This window comes from Yersinia sp. 2466 StPb PI, from assembly GCF_041538325.1.
GTDB lineage: Bacteria > Pseudomonadota > Gammaproteobacteria > Enterobacterales > Enterobacteriaceae > Yersinia > Yersinia enterocolitica_E.
On sequence record NZ_JAULSL010000001.1, the window covers coordinates 51,676 to 68,639 of the forward strand.

The following is a 16,964-nucleotide window of genomic DNA, read 5'->3' on the forward strand; positions in this document are numbered from 1 at the left end:
AAATGATATTGAAAATGATTATCAATGCCGTACTAATTGTATGGTCTTTCTATTCGCTAATCCGCTGCGGATGGGTGTAAACCGTTGCTCTACCGGGTTTACTGAAGCCAACCAGCGTCAGATTACAGCGCTCGGCAACTTCAACCGCTAAGGTTGTTGCAGCAGAAACAGCAAATAAAATCTCTGCACCGCACATTGCGGTTTTCTGCACCATCTCATAGCTAGCACGGCTGGAAACCAGCACAGCACCTTGCTGCCACGGCTGTTTGGCCCGTATCCCCAGCAGCTTATCCAGTGCGACATGGCGGCCCACATCTTCACAACCACCCAACAATTCACCTTTCGGATTAATCCAGGCCGCAGCATGAGTGCAACCCGTCAACTGACCCACAGTTTGTACCTGCTTGAGTTGTGCCAGTGCGTTATCGAGTTGATTCAAATTAAAGGTCTGAGTGAAAGGCAGAGGGGTGATGGGGCGAAAAATATCATCAAGCTGTTCAATACCACAGACCCCACATCCGGTGCGGCCGGCCATAGCCCGGCGGCGCTCTTTTAAACCGGCAAAGCGACGGCTGGATAACTCAATGTTAACTTCTATGCCATTACAGCCTGGTGTCACATCAATGGCGTAGATATCTTGTGGGGCGCTAATAATGCCTTCTGACAACGAAAAACCTAGCGCGAATGCTGCCAGATCTTTCGGGGTTGCCATCATCACCACATGGGAAATGCCGTTGTAGACCAGCGCTACCGGCACTTCCTCCGCCAGCCAATCCAATTGCGGCTCGGCCATTTGATGGCGCTGTAGCACGTTAAGTTGTTTTGCACCGCAGATTCCGGTGGAGAGGTCAATTGTTGAAGGTTTGATCTGGCTCACTATGCGGCCCTGAAAGTTATAACCCATAATCACAATGTGGTAACATTCACATTAAGAATGGTATGGGTATAATTCTATTTCCAGAAGAATGTATCCCACACCGATAAAGGTGATATCGCGTAAGCGATTTTAGCGCTTCCGGTTTCGTTGAGGGAAGTGTGAACTGAAATAATGTGACAATGAACGAAGGAGAGACCCATGCAGGTCAGCAGAAGGCAGTTCTTTAAGATCTGCGCTGGCGGTATGGCAGGAACCACGGTCGCGGCACTCGGCTTTACGCCGTCAGTGGCGCTGGCGGAAACGCGCAATTACAAATTGCTGCGCGCCCGTGAGACGCGGAATACCTGTACATATTGCTCCGTTGGTTGCGGGCTTTTGATGTATAGCCTCGGTGACGGCGCAAAAAACGCCAAAGAGAGTATTTTCCATATCGAAGGGGACCCGGACCATCCGGTAAACCGTGGCGCGCTGTGCCCGAAAGGTGCAGGGCTGGTGGATTTTATCCATAGCGAAAGCCGCCTGAAATATCCTGAATACCGTGCTCCGGGTTCAGATAAATGGCAGCGAATCACTTGGAATGATGCATTTGACCGCATTGCCAAGCTGATGAAAGAAGACCGGGACGCTAACTTCATTAAGACCAACGACGCCGGTGTTACCGTCAACCGTTGGCTGAGTACCGGTATGCTGTGTGCCTCGGCATCCAGTAACGAAACGGGTTATCTGACCCAGAAATTTAGTCGCGCTCTCGGCATGCTTGCCGTAGACAACCAAGCACGTGTCTGACACGGACCAACGGTAGCAAGTCTTGCTCCAACATTTGGTCGCGGTGCGATGACCAACCACTGGGTTGACATCAAGAACGCAGACTTAATTATCGTCATGGGCGGTAATGCGGCAGAAGCGCATCCGGTGGGGTTCCGCTGGGCGATGGAAGCCAAAATCCACAACAATGCTAAGTTGCTGGTGATAGACCCACGCTTTACTCGTACTGCATCGGTGGCGGACTTCTATACGCCAATCCGCTCCGGTAGCGATATCGCGTTCCTATCCGGCGTGTTGTTGTATCTGATGACCAACAACAAAATTAACCGCGAATACGTCGAAGCTTATACCAACGCCAGCTTGCTGGTGCGGGAAGACTTTACCTTTGATGACGGCCTGTTCAGTGGCTATGACGCCGAAAATCGCAAATACGACAAAACCACCTGGAATTACCAGTTGGATGAAAACGGCTTTGCCAAACGCGATGTCACGCTGCAAGACCCGCGCTGTGTGTGGAACTTGCTGAAAGAACACGTCAGCCGTTACACGCCAGAGGTGGTCTCCAATATTTGCGGTACGCCAAAAGAAGATTTCTTGCAGGTTTGCGAATATCTCGCCGAAACCAGTGTGTCCAATAAAACCGCCACATTCCTGTATGCGCTGGGCTGGACACAACACTCGGTTGGCGCGCAGAACATCCGTACCATGGCGATGATCCAGTTGTTACTGGGCAATATGGGCATGGCGGGGGGCGGTATTAACGCCTTGCGCGGTCACTCTAATATTCAGGGTTTAACTGACCTGGGTTTGCTGTCACAAAGCTTGCCGGGCTACCTGAATCTGCCGTCAGAAAAACAGCCGGATATTGACACTTATCTGAAGGCCAACACGCCGAAAACCCTGTTGCCGGGCCAGGTTAACTACTGGAGCAATTACCCGAAATTCTTCGTCAGTTTGATGAAAAGTTTCTACGGTGATAAAGCCCAGAAAGAGAACGGCTGGGGCTACGACTGGTTGCCGAAGTGGGATAAAGGCTATGACGTATTACAATATTTCGAGATGATGTCGCAGGGTAAAGTGAATGGCTATATTTGCCAGGGCTTTAACCCGGTCGCGTCGTTCCCGAACAAAAACAAAGTAGTAGCATCACTGTCGAAACTGAAATTCCTGGTAACTATTGACCCGCTCAATACTGAAACCGCGAATTTCTGGCAAAACCACGGTGAATTTAACGATGTCAGTCCATCGAAAATTCAAACCGAGGTGTTCCGCTTGCCATCCAGTTGTTTTGCTGAAGAAAACGGTTCAATTGTTAACTCCAGCCGCTGGCTGCAATGGCACTGGAAAGGTGCTGATTCACCGGGCGAAGCATTGAACGATGGTGCCATTTTGGCAGGTATCTTTAGTCGTCTGCGTGACATGTACCATCGGGACGGTGGTGCAGTGCCAGAACAGGTGCTCAATATGACCTGGGATTATCTGACGCCAGACAATCCAGAGCCAGAAGAAGTGGCACAGGAAAGCAATGGTAAAGCACTGGCTGATATCACCGATGCTGACGGCAAAGTGCTGGTCAAAAAAGGCGAGCAGCTCAGTACCTTCGCTCATCTGCGTGATGATGGTACTACCGCCAGTGGATGCTGGATCTTTGCCGGTAGTTGGACACCGGCCGGTAACCAGATGGCACGCCGTGATAACGCTGACCCATCCGGCCTTGGCAATACACTGGGCTGGGCGTGGGCATGGCCGCTTAACCGCCGCATTCTATACAACCGTGCCTCTGCTGACCCACAAGGTAAACCGTGGGATCCGAAACGCCAGTTGCTGGAGTGGGATGGCACCAAATGGGGTGGCGTTGATATCCCAGATTACAGTGCCGCGGCACCGGGTAGCGATGTCGGGCCGTTTATCATGCAGCCAGAGGGCATGGGCCGCCTGTTTGCCATCGACAAAATGGCAGAAGGACCGTTCCCGGAACATTATGAGCCATTTGAAACGCCGTTGGGCACCAACCCGCTGCACCCGAATGTGATATCCAACCCGGCCGCGCGCGTGTTTAAAGACGATTTGGCCGCAATGGGTTCTCATGAGCAGTTCCCGTATGTCGGTACCACTTATCGTCTGACCGAGCATTTCCACTACTGGACTAAGCATGTGCTGCTCAATGCTATCGCACAGCCAGAACAGTTTGTGGAAATTGGCGAAAAACTGGCAGCGAAAAAGGGCATTAAGCAGGGCGATACCGTGAAAGTCAGTTCCAACCGTGGCTATATCAAAGCCAAGGCGGTGGTGACCAAACGTATTCGTACGCTGAATGTTCATGGGCAGGAAGTTGACACTATTGGTATCCCGATCCACTGGGGATACGAAGGGGTGGCGAAAAAAGGCTTCCTGGCCAATACCCTGACACCGTTTGTCGGTGATGCCAATACGCAAACGCCAGAGTTCAAGGCGTTTCTGGTCAACGTGGAAAAGGTGTAACGGAGAGAACCTATGTCACTGCAAACCCAAGACATTATACGGCGCTCCGGCACCAACTCCCTTACGCCGCCGCCACAGGATCGTAACCACCAGCAAGAGGTGGCCAAGCTTATCGACGTCACCACCTGTATCGGTTGTAAAGCCTGTCAGGTGGCGTGTTCGGAGTGGAATGATATCCGTGATGAAGTCGGTCATAACGTCGGGGTGTACGATAACCCCGCAGATCTGACCGCTAAATCATGGACGGTGATGCGTTTTTCTGAAGTTGAAGATGAAGAGAGCGGCAAGCTGGAGTGGCTGATCCGTAAGGATGGCTGCATGCATTGTGCTGACCCCGGCTGCCTGAAGGCATGTCCGTCGGAAGGGGCAATCATTCAGTATGCCAATGGTATCGTCGATTTCCAGTCAGAACACTGTATCGGCTGTGGTTACTGCATCGCCGGTTGCCCGTTCGATGTGCCGCGCATGAACAAAGATGACAACCGGGTGTATAAATGTACCTTGTGCGTCGATCGCGTTGGTGTTGGCCAGGAACCTGCCTGTGTGAAAACCTGCCCGACCGGAGCGATTCACTTTGGCACCAAAGAGTCGATGAAAGAAGTCGCTGCGGGCCGGGTTGCTGAGTTGAAAACTCGTGGCTTTGATAACGCAGGGTTATATGACCCCGCTGGCGTGGGGGGCACCCATGTGATGTATGTACTGCATCATGCGGATAAACCGCAGCTCTATCATGGTCTGCCGGAGAACCCGACCATCAGTCCGACAGTCACCTTCTGGAAGGGGATCTGGAAACCACTGGCAGCGGTGGGCTTCGCTGCAACCTTTGCGGCCAGTATCTTCCATTATGTGGGTGTCGGCCCGAACCGGGTTGAAGAAGAGGAGGACGAAGACGATAAGCCGGATTCAACATCTGCTGACACGTCATTGCCGCCACCGGAGCAGACCACCGCTGAGCACTCAGACGACGGGGAGACGCCCAAATGAAAAAAGAAAAACGCATCCAGCGCTACAGCGCGCCGGAGCGCATCAACCACTGGATAGTGGCCTTCTGCTTTATACTGGCCGCTATCAGTGGTTTGGGGTTCTTCTTCCCGTCATTTAACTGGCTGATGAATATTTTTGGTACGCCGCAGTTGGCACGCATCCTTCACCCCTTTGCCGGGGTGATTATGTTCGCCGCCTTCCTGATCATGTTTTTCCGTTACTGGAAACATAATCTGATCAATAAGGAAGACCTGGAATGGGCTAAAAATATCCATAAAATCGCCATGAATGAGGAAGTCGGCGACACGGGGCGCTATAATTTCGGTCAGAAGTGCGTATTCTGGGCTGCTATTATCAGTCTGGTGTTGTTGTTGGCCAGTGGTGTTGTTATCTGGCGGCCTTATTTTGCGCCTTCCTTCCCGATCCCGCTGATTCGCCTGGCACTGCTGGTGCATTCGCTGGCGGCGGTCGGGTTAATTATCGTGATTATGGTGCACGTTTATGCTGCCCTGTGGGTTAAGGGCACCATTACCGCGATGGTAGAAGGCTGGGTACCGGCGGCGTGGGCGAAAAAGCACCATCCGCGCTGGTACCGTGAGGTTAACGCCAAAAGTCAGCGTCAGAAAAAACAGGAAGAGAAACCCTGATGAGTATTCGCATTGTCCCTAAAGATCAACTAGGAAAACAAAGCGAAAAAGGCACAACGGCGGGGAATATCCCGCCGTTACTTTTCGCGAATTTAAAAAGCCTGTATACCCGGCGCACTGAACGTTTACAGCAACTTGCGCTGGATAACCCGTTGTCCGATTATCTGGATTTTGCGGCTAAAATTACCCAAGCGCAGCAAAAAGCGCTGCATGACCATCCGCTGGTGTTGGATATGCAGGCTGAGTTGGAGCAATCCGCTGCCAGCGGTAAACCGCCTCTGGATCTGAGTGTTTTTCCTCGCACTGAACATTGGCGTAAGCTCCTGTCAGCACTGATTGCTGAACTACGCCCTGATGCCCCGGATCATATTGTGGCCGTATTGGATAATCTGGATAAGGCATCGGTACATGAGCTGGAACTGTATGCTGATGCGCTGTTAAACCGCGAGTTTGCCCAAATCGGCAGTGAAAAAGCGCCATTCATCTGGGCGGCTTTATCGTTGTATTGGGCGCAGATGGCCAGCCAGATCCCCGGTAAGGCGCGAGCTGAATATGGTGAACATCGCCAGTTCTGCCCAGTCTGCGGCAGTATTCCGGTCTCCAGCGTGGTGCATATCGGTACCCAAAACGGTTTACGTTATCTGCACTGCAACTTGTGTGAAAGCGAGTGGCATGTGGTCCGAATCAAATGCAGTAACTGCGAACAGACCCGTGATTTGAATTACTGGTCACTGGACAGTGAACTGGCGGCAGTAAAAGCGGAAAGTTGTGGTGATTGCGGCACTTACCTGAAAATTCTCTATCAGGAAAAAGACCCACAAGTTGAAGCGGTTGCTGATGATCTGGCCTCGCTTATTCTTGATGCCAAAATGGAAGGTGAAGGATTCGCCCGCAGCAGTATCAATCCATTCTTGTTTCCAGGGGAATAGGTTTCCGGGTCACAAAATAGAAGTATAGTTTGTATGGTTATTATACAATGGTCGCGCTCACATGTGATGGCCATTGTAACCACTGTTGGTTTTATTGACAGGCGCTACTCCATCATCCGAGCGATACGCTAACTTAAATAAGGATATTTATTGTATGTTGAAGATAGTCGCAAAACTGACGGTAGTGATGGTGTTGGTAGGTGGTCTGGCCGCGTGTGATAACAGTAAGGAGAGCAAGGAAAGCACCAACAATGCCGCCCCTGCATCGACCCCTGCTACAACACCCGCGCCCGCTCCGGTAGCCTCTACACCCGCAGTAACTCCGCCAGCAGCAACCACGCCAGCCGCTAAACTTTCCGCTGACCAGCAGCAGGTTAGTCTATTTGATGGTAAGGTTACCTTTGTATTACCAACATCATTTGTTGACCAAACTAAATTGGCGGGTGACGTAAACAATGAGCAAAATCAAACGTTGTTATTGATTGATGCTGCCGGTAAACAAATGGCCGTCACTGCGGTGACTAACCCGCCGGGCGTTGAATTGCTTGATACCAGTGATTTGTCCCTTGATGCGTTAAACAAAGGGTTATTGCAGGGGTTCAGTGCTCAGTACCAGAATATTAAACAAACCGGACAAAAAGACATCATCGTTGATGGCCATAAGTTCCGCCTGTTTGATACCAAGCAAAAAATACAAAATTCGCCGATGGTAGCGACTACAATCTTTACTGTGTTAGATAAGAAAGTGGTATTTATTCAGATGGTCTCTGCCGCTGAAAAAACCAAGCAACACCAAACGTTAGTGAATAGCGTGGTTGATTCTATCGCGCTACACTAATTACTCAGACCGAGCGCCGTACCATTATTATGGCGCTCTTTCGACCTTATTACCTGAGTGAGTATGAGCGCAGAACCCCATCAGTTATACAGTCAGTTACCCGCAATAGATCGCCTGCTACGCGAGCCAGATGTTGCCCCTTTAGTGGCTGAATATGGCCCTGTTTTATTGACCGATATTTTGCGTCAAATGCAGGTTGAGGCTCGTGAATATATCCGCCAATTTCATTCACTGGCTGATTGGTGCAGTGACTGGCCAACAGCATTAAAGCAGCGTTTACATAGCCGCCAATCCGCGTTAAAACCCGTCTTTAACCTTTCCGGTACCGTATTGCATACCAACTTGGGCCGTGCCCCATTGGCTGAATCAGCTATTGCTGCGGTGAATGATGCGATGCGTGGCGCGGTAACACTGGAATACTCTCTGAGTGGTGCCGGGCGTGGCCATCGTGACCGGGCTATCGCCGATTTGCTGTGTGAGCTGACCGGTGCGGAAGATGCTTGTATCGTGAATAACAATGCTGCTGCGGTGTTTCTCATGCTGACGGTAATGGCGGCGGGGAAACAGGTAGTGGTTTCTCGCGGTGAGCTGGTGGAGATTGGTGGTGCTTTTCGTATCCCGGATGTGATGCGACAGGCGGGGTGTGAATTGGTCGAAGTGGGTACCACTAATCGCACGCACCTTAAAGATTACCGCCAAGCCATAAATGAACACACTGGCCTGCTGATGAAAGTGCATACCAGCAATTACAGTATTGAAGGTTTCACCGCCTCGGTTGCCGAAGCGCAACTCGCAACATTAGGCCATGAATTCTCCATCCCGACCGCCACCGATCTGGGCAGCGGTTCGTTGGTGGATATGACCCGCTATGGTTTGCCAGCAGAACCAATGCCACAGCAATTGATTGCAGCGGGTATCGATTTAGTCACCTTTTCGGGCGATAAACTGCTGGGTGGCCCACAGGCCGGGATTATTCTTGGCAAAAAACAGTGGATTGAGCAGCTACAGCAGCACCCACTTAAGCGGGTGTTACGCGCCGATAAAATGACGCTGGCCGCACTGGACGCCACCTTGCGTCTCTATCAGCAGCCAGACCGGTTGACAGAGTTGCTGCCAACCATGAGGTTACTCACCCGGCCAACACAGGTTATCGCCGAGAGTGCACAACGGGTATTGGGTGCCCTAACCGCTCGTTATGGCACCGATTTCACGCTGGCGGCAGAACCTTGCTGGTCGCAGATCGGTAGCGGTTCGCTACCGGTAGACCGTCTGGCCAGTTGGGCGGTAACGTTCGCACCAAAAGAGGGGCGCGGAAGTGCTCTGGAAGCCCTAACAGCGCGTTGGCGCGGTTTGGCTAAGCCGGTTATTGGCCGCGTGGCTGATGGGCGTTTGTGGCTCGATTTGCGTTGCCTGGAGGATGAGGCGGCGTTGCTCAGGGAATTGGCTCGATGATTATTGTAACAGCAGGCCATGTCGATCATGGCAAAACGACACTCTTACAGGCCATCACCGGGGTGAATGCGGATCGCCTGCCGGAAGAAAAACAGCGCGGCATGACCATTGATCTGGGTTATGCCTATTGGCCCCAGTCCGATGGCAGCGTTATGGGGTTTATCGATGTCCCCGGCCATGAGAAGTTTTTAGCCAATATGTTGGCGGGCGTGGGCGGCATTGACCATGCTTTGCTGGTGGTAGCCTGTGATGATGGTGTCATGGCACAAACCCGCGAGCATCTGGCGATTTTGCGCCTCAGCGGTCGCCCCACGTTGACCGTGGCACTGACCAAAGCTGATCGGGTTGATGATGAGCGTATCGAACAGGCTCGCCAGCAGGTGCTGGCAGAGCTGGCGGCACAGGGCTGGCAAGCAGAGCAAGTCACTTTGTTCGTGACGGCGGCGGCGACCGAGCGTGGCATTAACGAATTACGTGAACATCTGGCGCAATACCACCAACAAAATGCACAGCACAGCCGGTTACAGCGGCGCTTTCGTCTGGCTATCGATCGTGCATTCAGTGTGAAAGGGGCTGGCTTGGTGGTAACGGGCACGGCGTTGGCAGGTCAGGTGGAACTCGGTGATACCTTATGGCTCACCGGCGGCGACTGTCCGGTGCGGGTGCGTGGTATCCATGCCCAAAATCAAAATACATCACAGGCGCAAGCTGGCCAGCGTATCGCCCTGAATATCAGTGGCGATATCAGCAAACAACAGATCAACCGCGGTGACTGGCTATTAACGCAACAGCCGCCGCAGGCCACGGAGCGGGTACTTGTCATTGTGGATGCTGATACACCGATCCAACATTGGCAACCTTTACATCTGCATCATGCCGCCAGCCATATTACCGGGCGTTTTTCGCTGCTGACCAATCCACAACCTACCGACGAGAACCCCCAGCCGATACTTGCTGAACTGCTGTTGGATAACCCGCTATCGCTGGCTGAAAACGATCGTCTTATTCTGCGTGATATTGCGGCGAAGAAGACCTTGGGCGGTGCTCGGGTGATTCATCTGACGGCCCCCAAACGCGGCAAACGGCAACCTGCGTATTTATCTTGGTTAACCGCGCTGGCCCAGGCAGCCTCTGACCGTGAAGTGCTGGATTTACATCTGGCTCAAGGGCCGATTTCTTTAGATGATTTCAGTTGGGCGCGCCAGCTAACCGAACGCGATATGTCGGACTTACTGGCACAGACCGATAGTGTTGTCGCCGGTGATATTGCACTCTCTCGCCCTCATGCTCAGCAAGCGCAACAAACCTTATTACATGTCCTGTGCCTGTATCATCAACAGCATGGTGATCAGTTAGGATTAGGGCGGGCGCGCTTGCGGCGTATGGCGTTGCCAACGCTGGATGAAGGGCTGGTATTCCGTTTGATTGATGATCTGCTGGCTGAAGGGGCGCTAAAGAATACCCGTGGCTGGCTACATCTGCCAGCTCATGGCCTGGCATTTACTGCCGAGGAGCAGGTTCAGTGGCAGCAGGTCGCATCCTATTTTGCCGATGACCCTTGGTGGGTGCGCGATTTGGCGGCACAGATGCAGATTGAAGAAGGTGAGATGCGCACACTATTGCGCAAAGCGGCACAACTGGGCTATATCACAGCAATTGTTCCTGATCGCTACTATCGCAGCCAGCGTATTGAGCAATTCGCTGATTTGGTACGTGAGCTGGATGCCAGCCAAGGCAGCGCCTGTGCCTCAGATTTCCGCGATAGACTGGGTGTTGGCCGCAAACTGGCGATTCAAATCCTTGAATTCTTTGACCGCAGTGGGTTTACTCGCCGCCGAGGTAACGACCATTTGTTGCGTGACAGTGGGCTATTTCTTAATACATCTCCTAATATGTAATTTTTACGATATCCAGCGCATGAGATGTATTAATTGTTGGGTGCTGCTTTTGGCGCTAACCTAATTCGCAAGGATAGTTATATGGCGTGACAGCTTTTCAGCTTTAAAGTTACGCTAACAAAAATATTTAGCGGGAGAAAAGCGCTGCTTCTCTCCCGCTTTAAAACTACTCCGCAGTAACCGCCTCCGGCTGACGGCGAATAAATATCATCACCAAGCCCAGCCACAGCAAGCCACTGATCAGATTGAACAGGTTAAAGATACCGCTGTTGCCCCACAAGTAAGCGATTTTGGCAAACTCAATGCCGAAGGTGAATACCATCATACTGATCATCCCCATGGCGGCAGATACCGTACCTTTACTGATATCACTGGCGAACAGTGTCAACCGCACCAAACCGGCATTAGCCAAGCCAATACCAAAGGCATACAAGCTCAGTCCTGCCGTCATCCACAGATAAGCATGGGATGAATAGAGCGTTGAGCCTGCGGCAATCAGCAAGCCAATAATCATCGGACCGGCACCGTAGCGGATAAGACGTGGAATACTGGTTTTGCCGCTCAATCTCGCCAGTGTCAGATTACCAATAATCAGTGCGCCGAAAATTGGCACCTGCAAAACACCATATTCAACAGTGGATAGCTGCTCACCGCTGATCAAAATGACGGGTGATTGCGCAATCCACGCCAGCAATGGCAGGCTGGCAAAGCCTAACGCCAAGGAACCACACATGAAACGGCGGTTGGCGAGTACCAGCTTATAGTCATGCCACATCGCTGCCACTGACAGTTTCTCTCCTTTCAGAGCGGCGGTTTCCGGCATGGCGCGCCATAAGCCCACAAATGAAATGGCCCCCAGCACGGCAAATAGCACAAACATTGCCTGCCACGGAGCGACATGAATCAAGGCGGCCCCCGCCAGAGGGCCGAGTAATGGGGCAATCAAGGCGACATTGGCCATTAACGCGGTAATTTTAATACAGACCGCTTCTTCAAATGATTCCTGAATAGTGGCGTAACCGACGGCACCAATAAAGCATAAGCCGATCCCTTGCAGGAAGCGCATGGCGATGAACTGTTCGATACTATTGACCAGCAAGATGGCAAGGCATGTCACCACAAAGAATGCGACACCGAACAACATTACCGGGCGGCGCCCACGGCGGTCTGACAACGGCCCAAGTAACCATTGCAAGAACATCCCGCCAGCCAGATAGGCAGTCATAGAGGTCGGAACCCACTCAATACTGGCATTAAAATCAGCCACTACGGCGAGCATACCTGGCTGGATCATATCGTTAGCGATATAAGCGGCAAATTCGAACAATACTAAACAAAGAGGGAATAAAAGCGCCCGTCGACCTAAACGTGTCGCGGGTGAAAATGAAGTTTGCATAAATTAAGCTATTAATAATAAACGTAAAAAAGGATACGGCTCAGGCAGGGTGTGCATTCAAAGCGCGTCAGGTCGGTTATTTTGCCGTCAATAGAGGAATATGGCAATGCCAATTATTTTGGGGATACGTTAAATTTACGTTATTGTTTGCAACCTGATTATTGATGCCGTAAATAGATCAACGCTTTTAGTATGCTGACAGGTGATAGAGAGTATGCATGACCAATAAGATTGGCTGGATTGATAATTTGCGGGCGGTGGCCTGCATTATGGTGGTCATGATCCATGCCACAACCTATTACGTCACCAGTGGTGCTCAGGTGGGTGAGGCTAACTGGGATATTGCCAATCTGCTCAATTCTGCTTCTCGTGCCTGCGTGCCCCTGTTCTTTATGATCTCTGGTTATCTGTTTTTTGGTGAAAAAAGTGCACAGCAAAAGCACTTCACCCGAATTGGGCTATGCCTGCTGTTCTACAGTGTGATTGCCCTGATTTATATTTCGATCCTGACGCCGATCAACGGTTGGAGCTCACTACAGAATATCCTGCAAAAACCGGTGTTTTATCATCTGTGGTTTTTCTACGCCATTATCGTGGTTTATCTGGTATCACCACTGATTAATGTCAAACCGGTGTCAGGCCGCTATCTGGCGGTGGTGATTTTACTGCTGGCAGTGCTAGCCAATCCCCAAGCCAGCAAATATTCGATTGGCGGTTTCCATTTATTGCCAATCAACCTCTATATCTACGGTGATACTTTTTATTACTTGCTGTACGCGCTGTTGGGGCGGGCAATTGGAATGTTGGAAACCAAAGGCAGGGTGATCAGTTGGGGGGCGGCATTGCTGTTTATCACCAGCGTAATATTTATTGCCATCTCAACTGAAAAGCAGACGCGGATTAATGGCAGTTTTGCGGATACTTTCTATATGTATTGTGGCCCGCTGGTGTTCGTTGCGGCGGTATCACTGCTGGTGTGGTTTAAAAACTGCATGAACCAGCAAATTGGCTGGCTAAGCTGGCTCGCCGGGCATTCATTGGCGATTTACGGCTTCCACGCGCTCATTATTCACTTTATTCGCACCCATCATTACGATTTTACGGGTTATCCGATACTGGATATTTTCTATGTTTTCGCACTGGCTCTCGCCCTGAGCACTTTGCTATCCATGGGATTACAGCGCATTGACCGGCGGCGTCTGGTCAGTTAACCACGACCTGCCCACGCTGTTGTGCGCGCCGAAGCTGGCGGCCGGAGGAGAACCCGGCAGCCAGTGCGGCTTTCTCCAGATTAAACCCTTCTTGCAGGCGAACTTCGGCCACTGCGACTCGCAATTGTTCGTGAAATTCACGCACACTGATCCCGACATGTTCGCGGAATAATCGTGTTAAATGGCGGCTACTGACATGTGCTTTCTGCGCGACCTGAAGCAGTGACCATTCGGCTTCCGGTTCTGCCGACATCACATCCTGCGCACGGTGTACGGCGGGATGCAGGTGATTGCGGTAACGTAACCAGGGGGAAAGCTGCGGATCATCGCCAGACCGTCGAAAATAAACCACCATTTCCCGTGCGACTTCTAATGCAGTTTGTGGGCTGCAATAGCGGCTAATCAGATGCAAAGAGAGATCAATACCCGCCGTAATTCCGGCGCTGGTATACACGCCACGGTCTTCAACAAAGATACGGTTTTCTTTGGTTTGTGCGGCGGGTGCCTGCTGACGTAATCGCTCAAGTACATTGTGATGAGTGGTGCATTGGTAGCCATCCAGTAGCCCCGCTTGTGCCGCCAGTAATGCACCGGAGCAGACACAAACCAAGATTATTTTTTGCTGTGTAATGGCTATTTTTTGCTGTTGTAACCAGTGACGGGCTACTGCGGCCGTTTCGGTTGCAAAGTAGTGGCGTGAGTCGCTCACTCCCGGCACGACCAGTAAACTGCCCTCTGGCAAGCGGTCAGGCAGTGGTTGTAACTGGCCTAGCACCATGTCGGTGGAAGCCGTCACTTGCGGCAATGGACTGATATAGAAGAGATTAAATGACCCTGCCAACCGTAAGGTTTCAGCCGGGCCAGTTAAATCCAGCGACAGCACGCCGGGAAGCAATAGGAAATAGACATTTCGTTGCATGGTTAATCCACAGTTACCGTCAGATAACGGTTCAGATAAGCCGGAATATCCGGGGTGTGCTGTAGCAAAGTAGCAACAAAAGCATCGCGTTCAAAGGCCATAACCTGCAAATCCCACACACAGAACGATTCATCCCGTGCCGCACGCCACACTCCCTGCTCTTGTACCCAGACTTTCACGCGCAATTCATTCTCATTGTCCCACCATCCAACAATCAGGTAATTCAGTGTTTTCCCCTGATGCTCAATCACAAAACCAATGCCTGGGCGGTTCACCGTTTCTGCTTCTTCAGGTAACCACTGCCCAACTAACTGATAAGCGGGGGCGTAATATGGTGTGTCACCTTGGGCCTGCGAGTAACGAATAACATAGCGCTTCAACTGCCACTGCTTAAGATATTTAACGTCAGCAGGGGTGATATCTCGTGGCAAATAAGGCTGTGGCTGCCAGTTTACTGTTTTTTCTGCAACCACCTCTGACGGCCGAGTATCCAGAGCATCCAGTGTTTTCGCAACGGTACGGATGGTGGCAAACCGATCGACTAACACGGTTTCAGTGCGCAGCTTTAATTCTTCGCTACTCAATACCACCCCATTTGGCTGCATCATTGGGAAGGTTAGCGTAGCTTCAGTCACGAAGGTCACTTGATAACCTAAATCCGATGCCACACGGGCGGTGGTTTCACAGCATTGCTCAGTACGCATACCGGCAATAATTAGATGATCTATCTGCCTTTCCTTTAGCCACTGATCCAGACCTGAATCAGTCAGCGCGTTATGTACCCGCTTTTGTACGGTAACATCTGCCTGATGGGAAACCAGCGACATTGGTTTAACATAGCCTGACGCCAGTGAGAAAGGCCCTTCTGGGGCGACATGAAAAACATCGACCAGTGCCACTCCTCGCAGTTTACAGCCGGTAATTAATAGATTCAGTGCCGCCGAGAAGGCGGGTAAGTCTTGCTGCTGCCAAAAAGATTTATGTTCGAAAGATTGTTGAACATCAATAATCAGTAATGCGCTGTTAGTCATTTCCGGCCCTCCGCCGTATGGATGTAGCTCAATCATGGGCTGGTTTTAACTAGAGCGGAATGCCAAATCCGGCCATCATAGGGTGTAAAAGGGACCAGTTAACCATTTGTTTATACCCCTTATGCTTCAACTTGCTGGTGTATTAGTTGTGCTAGCCTGCATTTTGCAATCTCGGGATATATATCATTTGGTTTCCAACATCTTTTTTATCGACAAAATTTGACATTAAAAATGTATTCATTGCTTATTATATACAATTTGAATTAATTAAAAGAATAGTTCTATTGATGGCGTATGAATATATTCCTATATTTTGTAGGATTTTTCCTTCAACATTGTTGATATCTCTGGTTTGTCGAATAAACACAGATAAGATTTATTGCTGATATTATAAAAATATTTGAAGTATAACCTTGCTTAGTCAAGCCTATTTGGCATAAATAACTGGGTTTTGATCATAAACATGGCATAAAACACCAAATAAATTATATATAACGATCGATTTGGCCGATAAATTCGTATTTACTAGATAAAAAGATCGCGTATAGTCCTACCCATGTCCAGTCGGGGCGAGAACAGCCAGATAATATAAATACATGGGAGTTTATAAAGTATCGGTTACTATTTAATATAAATTACACTTTGATGATTATAATTTAAATATTGAGGATTAATTCTGGAATTTTTATTCTGGAATGCATTCCTATAATTAAATTTTAGTGTCATTTTGTGATTTCATCTTATTGCATTTTTACTTTCATGTTTTTTATTTATTTTATCGTGGTTATAGCCATCGGTAATGACGTGAGCCGTTGATGGCATTCCATCAGCGTATTCTTTAAATATGGTGTCTAAATAAAGGTTTTTTAATATGTCTAATTTTAAGAAAAGTGCATTGATTATTGCGTTGGCGTCTTCTGCTTTCATTTCCCAAGCATTTGCTGCAGATGAAGGTAATGGCCGTATTCATTTTACCGGTACTGTTATTAATGCACCATGCTCTATCGCGCCGAACTCTACTGATATCAGCGTAGATATGGGGCAGGTAGCGAATAAATTACTGGAAACCGGTAATAAATATTCTCAGAACGTTCAGTACAACATTGATCTGCAAGATTGCGATCTGACTGAACAAACCGCAGGTTCAGTAACTTACCCTGCAATGTCTAAAGTTACCGTAACTTTCGGCGGCGTTTCTGATGCAACCTCTCCAGCATTGCTGGCAAACACCGGTAGCGCAGGTGGTGCAGGTATTCGTCTGATCGACACTAACGGCGCATTGCTGAAAGTGGGTGATACCGGTGCTGATGTTAATCTGGTAACTGGCCCGAATCAGATAGTATTCGCAGCGCGCGTTGAAGCAACTGGCGCACCTGTAACAACCGGTACTATCGTGTCCCAGGCTACTTACGCGCTGAACTATAAATAAAATTACCCTTCGTACTTGGCGTTGCAGCAGCGTTAGCGGCACTTGTTTGCTGCTTTGCTGAAACACCAATTACTTTGGGTCATACCCTGCTTATTTGACGTTACAGC

The 16,964-nt window shown here is 50.2% G+C and carries 13 protein-coding genes; 9 read left to right on the top strand and 4 right to left on the bottom strand.

What is annotated here, in order from left to right:
• Positions 1 to 49: 49 nt before the first annotated feature.
• Positions 50 to 904 (bottom strand): formate dehydrogenase accessory sulfurtransferase FdhD, encoded by an 855-nt coding sequence (fdhD, locus tag Q2T72_RS00220; protein ID WP_050311297.1) that lies wholly within the window; start codon positions 902 to 904, stop codon positions 50 to 52.
• Positions 905 to 1,075: 171 nt separating this feature from the next.
• On the opposite strand from fdhD, the gene fdnG reads away from it, so the two are divergent.
• The 7 genes from fdnG to selB all read left to right on the top strand — a co-directional run bounded on the left by fdnG (position 1,076) and on the right by selB (position 10,871).
• Positions 1,076 to 4,123 carry a formate dehydrogenase-N subunit alpha gene (fdnG, locus tag Q2T72_RS00225; protein WP_102970500.1) on the top strand — a complete coding sequence of 1,016 codons (3,048 nt, stop codon included), beginning with the start codon at positions 1,076 to 1,078 and terminating at the stop codon, positions 4,121 to 4,123.
• 12 nt (positions 4,124 to 4,135) lie between these two features.
• On the top strand, positions 4,136 to 5,107 hold the full coding sequence (gene fdxH, locus Q2T72_RS00230; RefSeq protein ID WP_372568442.1) for a formate dehydrogenase subunit beta: 972 nt from the start codon (positions 4,136 to 4,138) through the stop codon (positions 5,105 to 5,107).
• Positions 5,104 to 5,754 (top strand): formate dehydrogenase cytochrome b556 subunit, encoded by a 651-nt coding sequence (gene fdoI / locus Q2T72_RS00235; protein ID WP_083161461.1) that lies wholly within the window; start codon positions 5,104 to 5,106, stop codon positions 5,752 to 5,754. Before fdxH ends, fdoI begins: the two co-directional genes overlap by 4 nt.
• The gene (gene fdhE, locus Q2T72_RS00240; protein ID WP_083161459.1) at positions 5,754 to 6,683 is read left to right on the top strand and encodes a formate dehydrogenase accessory protein FdhE; all 930 of its coding nucleotides are present in this window, start codon (positions 5,754 to 5,756) and stop codon (positions 6,681 to 6,683) included. The genes fdoI and fdhE overlap by 1 nt, the downstream gene beginning before the upstream one ends.
• 154 nt (positions 6,684 to 6,837) lie before the next feature.
• On the top strand, positions 6,838 to 7,521 hold the full coding sequence (locus Q2T72_RS00245; protein ID WP_372568443.1) for a hypothetical protein: 684 nt from the start codon (positions 6,838 to 6,840) through the stop codon (positions 7,519 to 7,521).
• Positions 7,522 to 7,584: 63 nt separating this feature from the next.
• A complete protein-coding gene (selA, locus tag Q2T72_RS00250) occupies positions 7,585 to 8,973 on the top strand; it encodes an L-seryl-tRNA(Sec) selenium transferase (RefSeq protein ID WP_083161455.1) in 1,389 nt (462 codons plus the stop codon).
• A complete protein-coding gene (gene selB, locus Q2T72_RS00255) occupies positions 8,970 to 10,871 on the top strand; it encodes a selenocysteine-specific translation elongation factor (protein ID WP_372568444.1) in 1,902 nt (633 codons plus the stop codon). Before selA ends, selB begins: the two co-directional genes overlap by 4 nt.
• A gap of 166 nt (positions 10,872 to 11,037) precedes the next feature.
• Here selB and Q2T72_RS00260 read toward each other — a convergent pair whose 3' ends face one another.
• Complete coding sequence (locus Q2T72_RS00260) at positions 11,038 to 12,267, bottom strand: MFS transporter (protein WP_372568445.1); 1,230 nt, start codon at positions 12,265 to 12,267, stop codon at positions 11,038 to 11,040.
• A gap of 218 nt (positions 12,268 to 12,485) precedes the next feature.
• Here Q2T72_RS00260 and Q2T72_RS00265 point away from each other — a divergent pair, with 218 nt between their 5' ends.
• Entirely contained in the window at positions 12,486 to 13,478 is a 993-nt protein-coding gene (locus Q2T72_RS00265; RefSeq protein WP_083161449.1) for an acyltransferase, read from the top strand.
• On the opposite strand, the gene Q2T72_RS00270 is transcribed toward Q2T72_RS00265, so the two are convergent.
• Together Q2T72_RS00270 and Q2T72_RS00275 are read right to left on the bottom strand one after the other, a co-directional pair.
• A complete protein-coding gene (locus tag Q2T72_RS00270) occupies positions 13,471 to 14,397 on the bottom strand; it encodes a GlxA family transcriptional regulator (protein WP_083161447.1) in 927 nt (308 codons plus the stop codon). The genes Q2T72_RS00265 and Q2T72_RS00270 overlap by 8 nt on opposite strands.
• 2 nt (positions 14,398 to 14,399) lie before the next feature.
• Positions 14,400 to 15,428 carry an isochorismatase family protein gene (locus Q2T72_RS00275; RefSeq protein ID WP_193784752.1) on the bottom strand — a complete coding sequence of 343 codons (1,029 nt, stop codon included), beginning with the start codon at positions 15,426 to 15,428 and terminating at the stop codon, positions 14,400 to 14,402.
• Positions 15,429 to 16,299: 871 nt separating this feature from the next.
• Between Q2T72_RS00275 and Q2T72_RS00280 the strand changes: the two genes are divergently transcribed.
• Positions 16,300 to 16,857, top strand: a complete 558-nt coding sequence (locus Q2T72_RS00280) for a fimbrial protein (protein WP_083161443.1) — start codon at positions 16,300 to 16,302, stop codon at positions 16,855 to 16,857.
• The last annotated feature ends 107 nt before the right edge of the window (positions 16,858 to 16,964 follow it).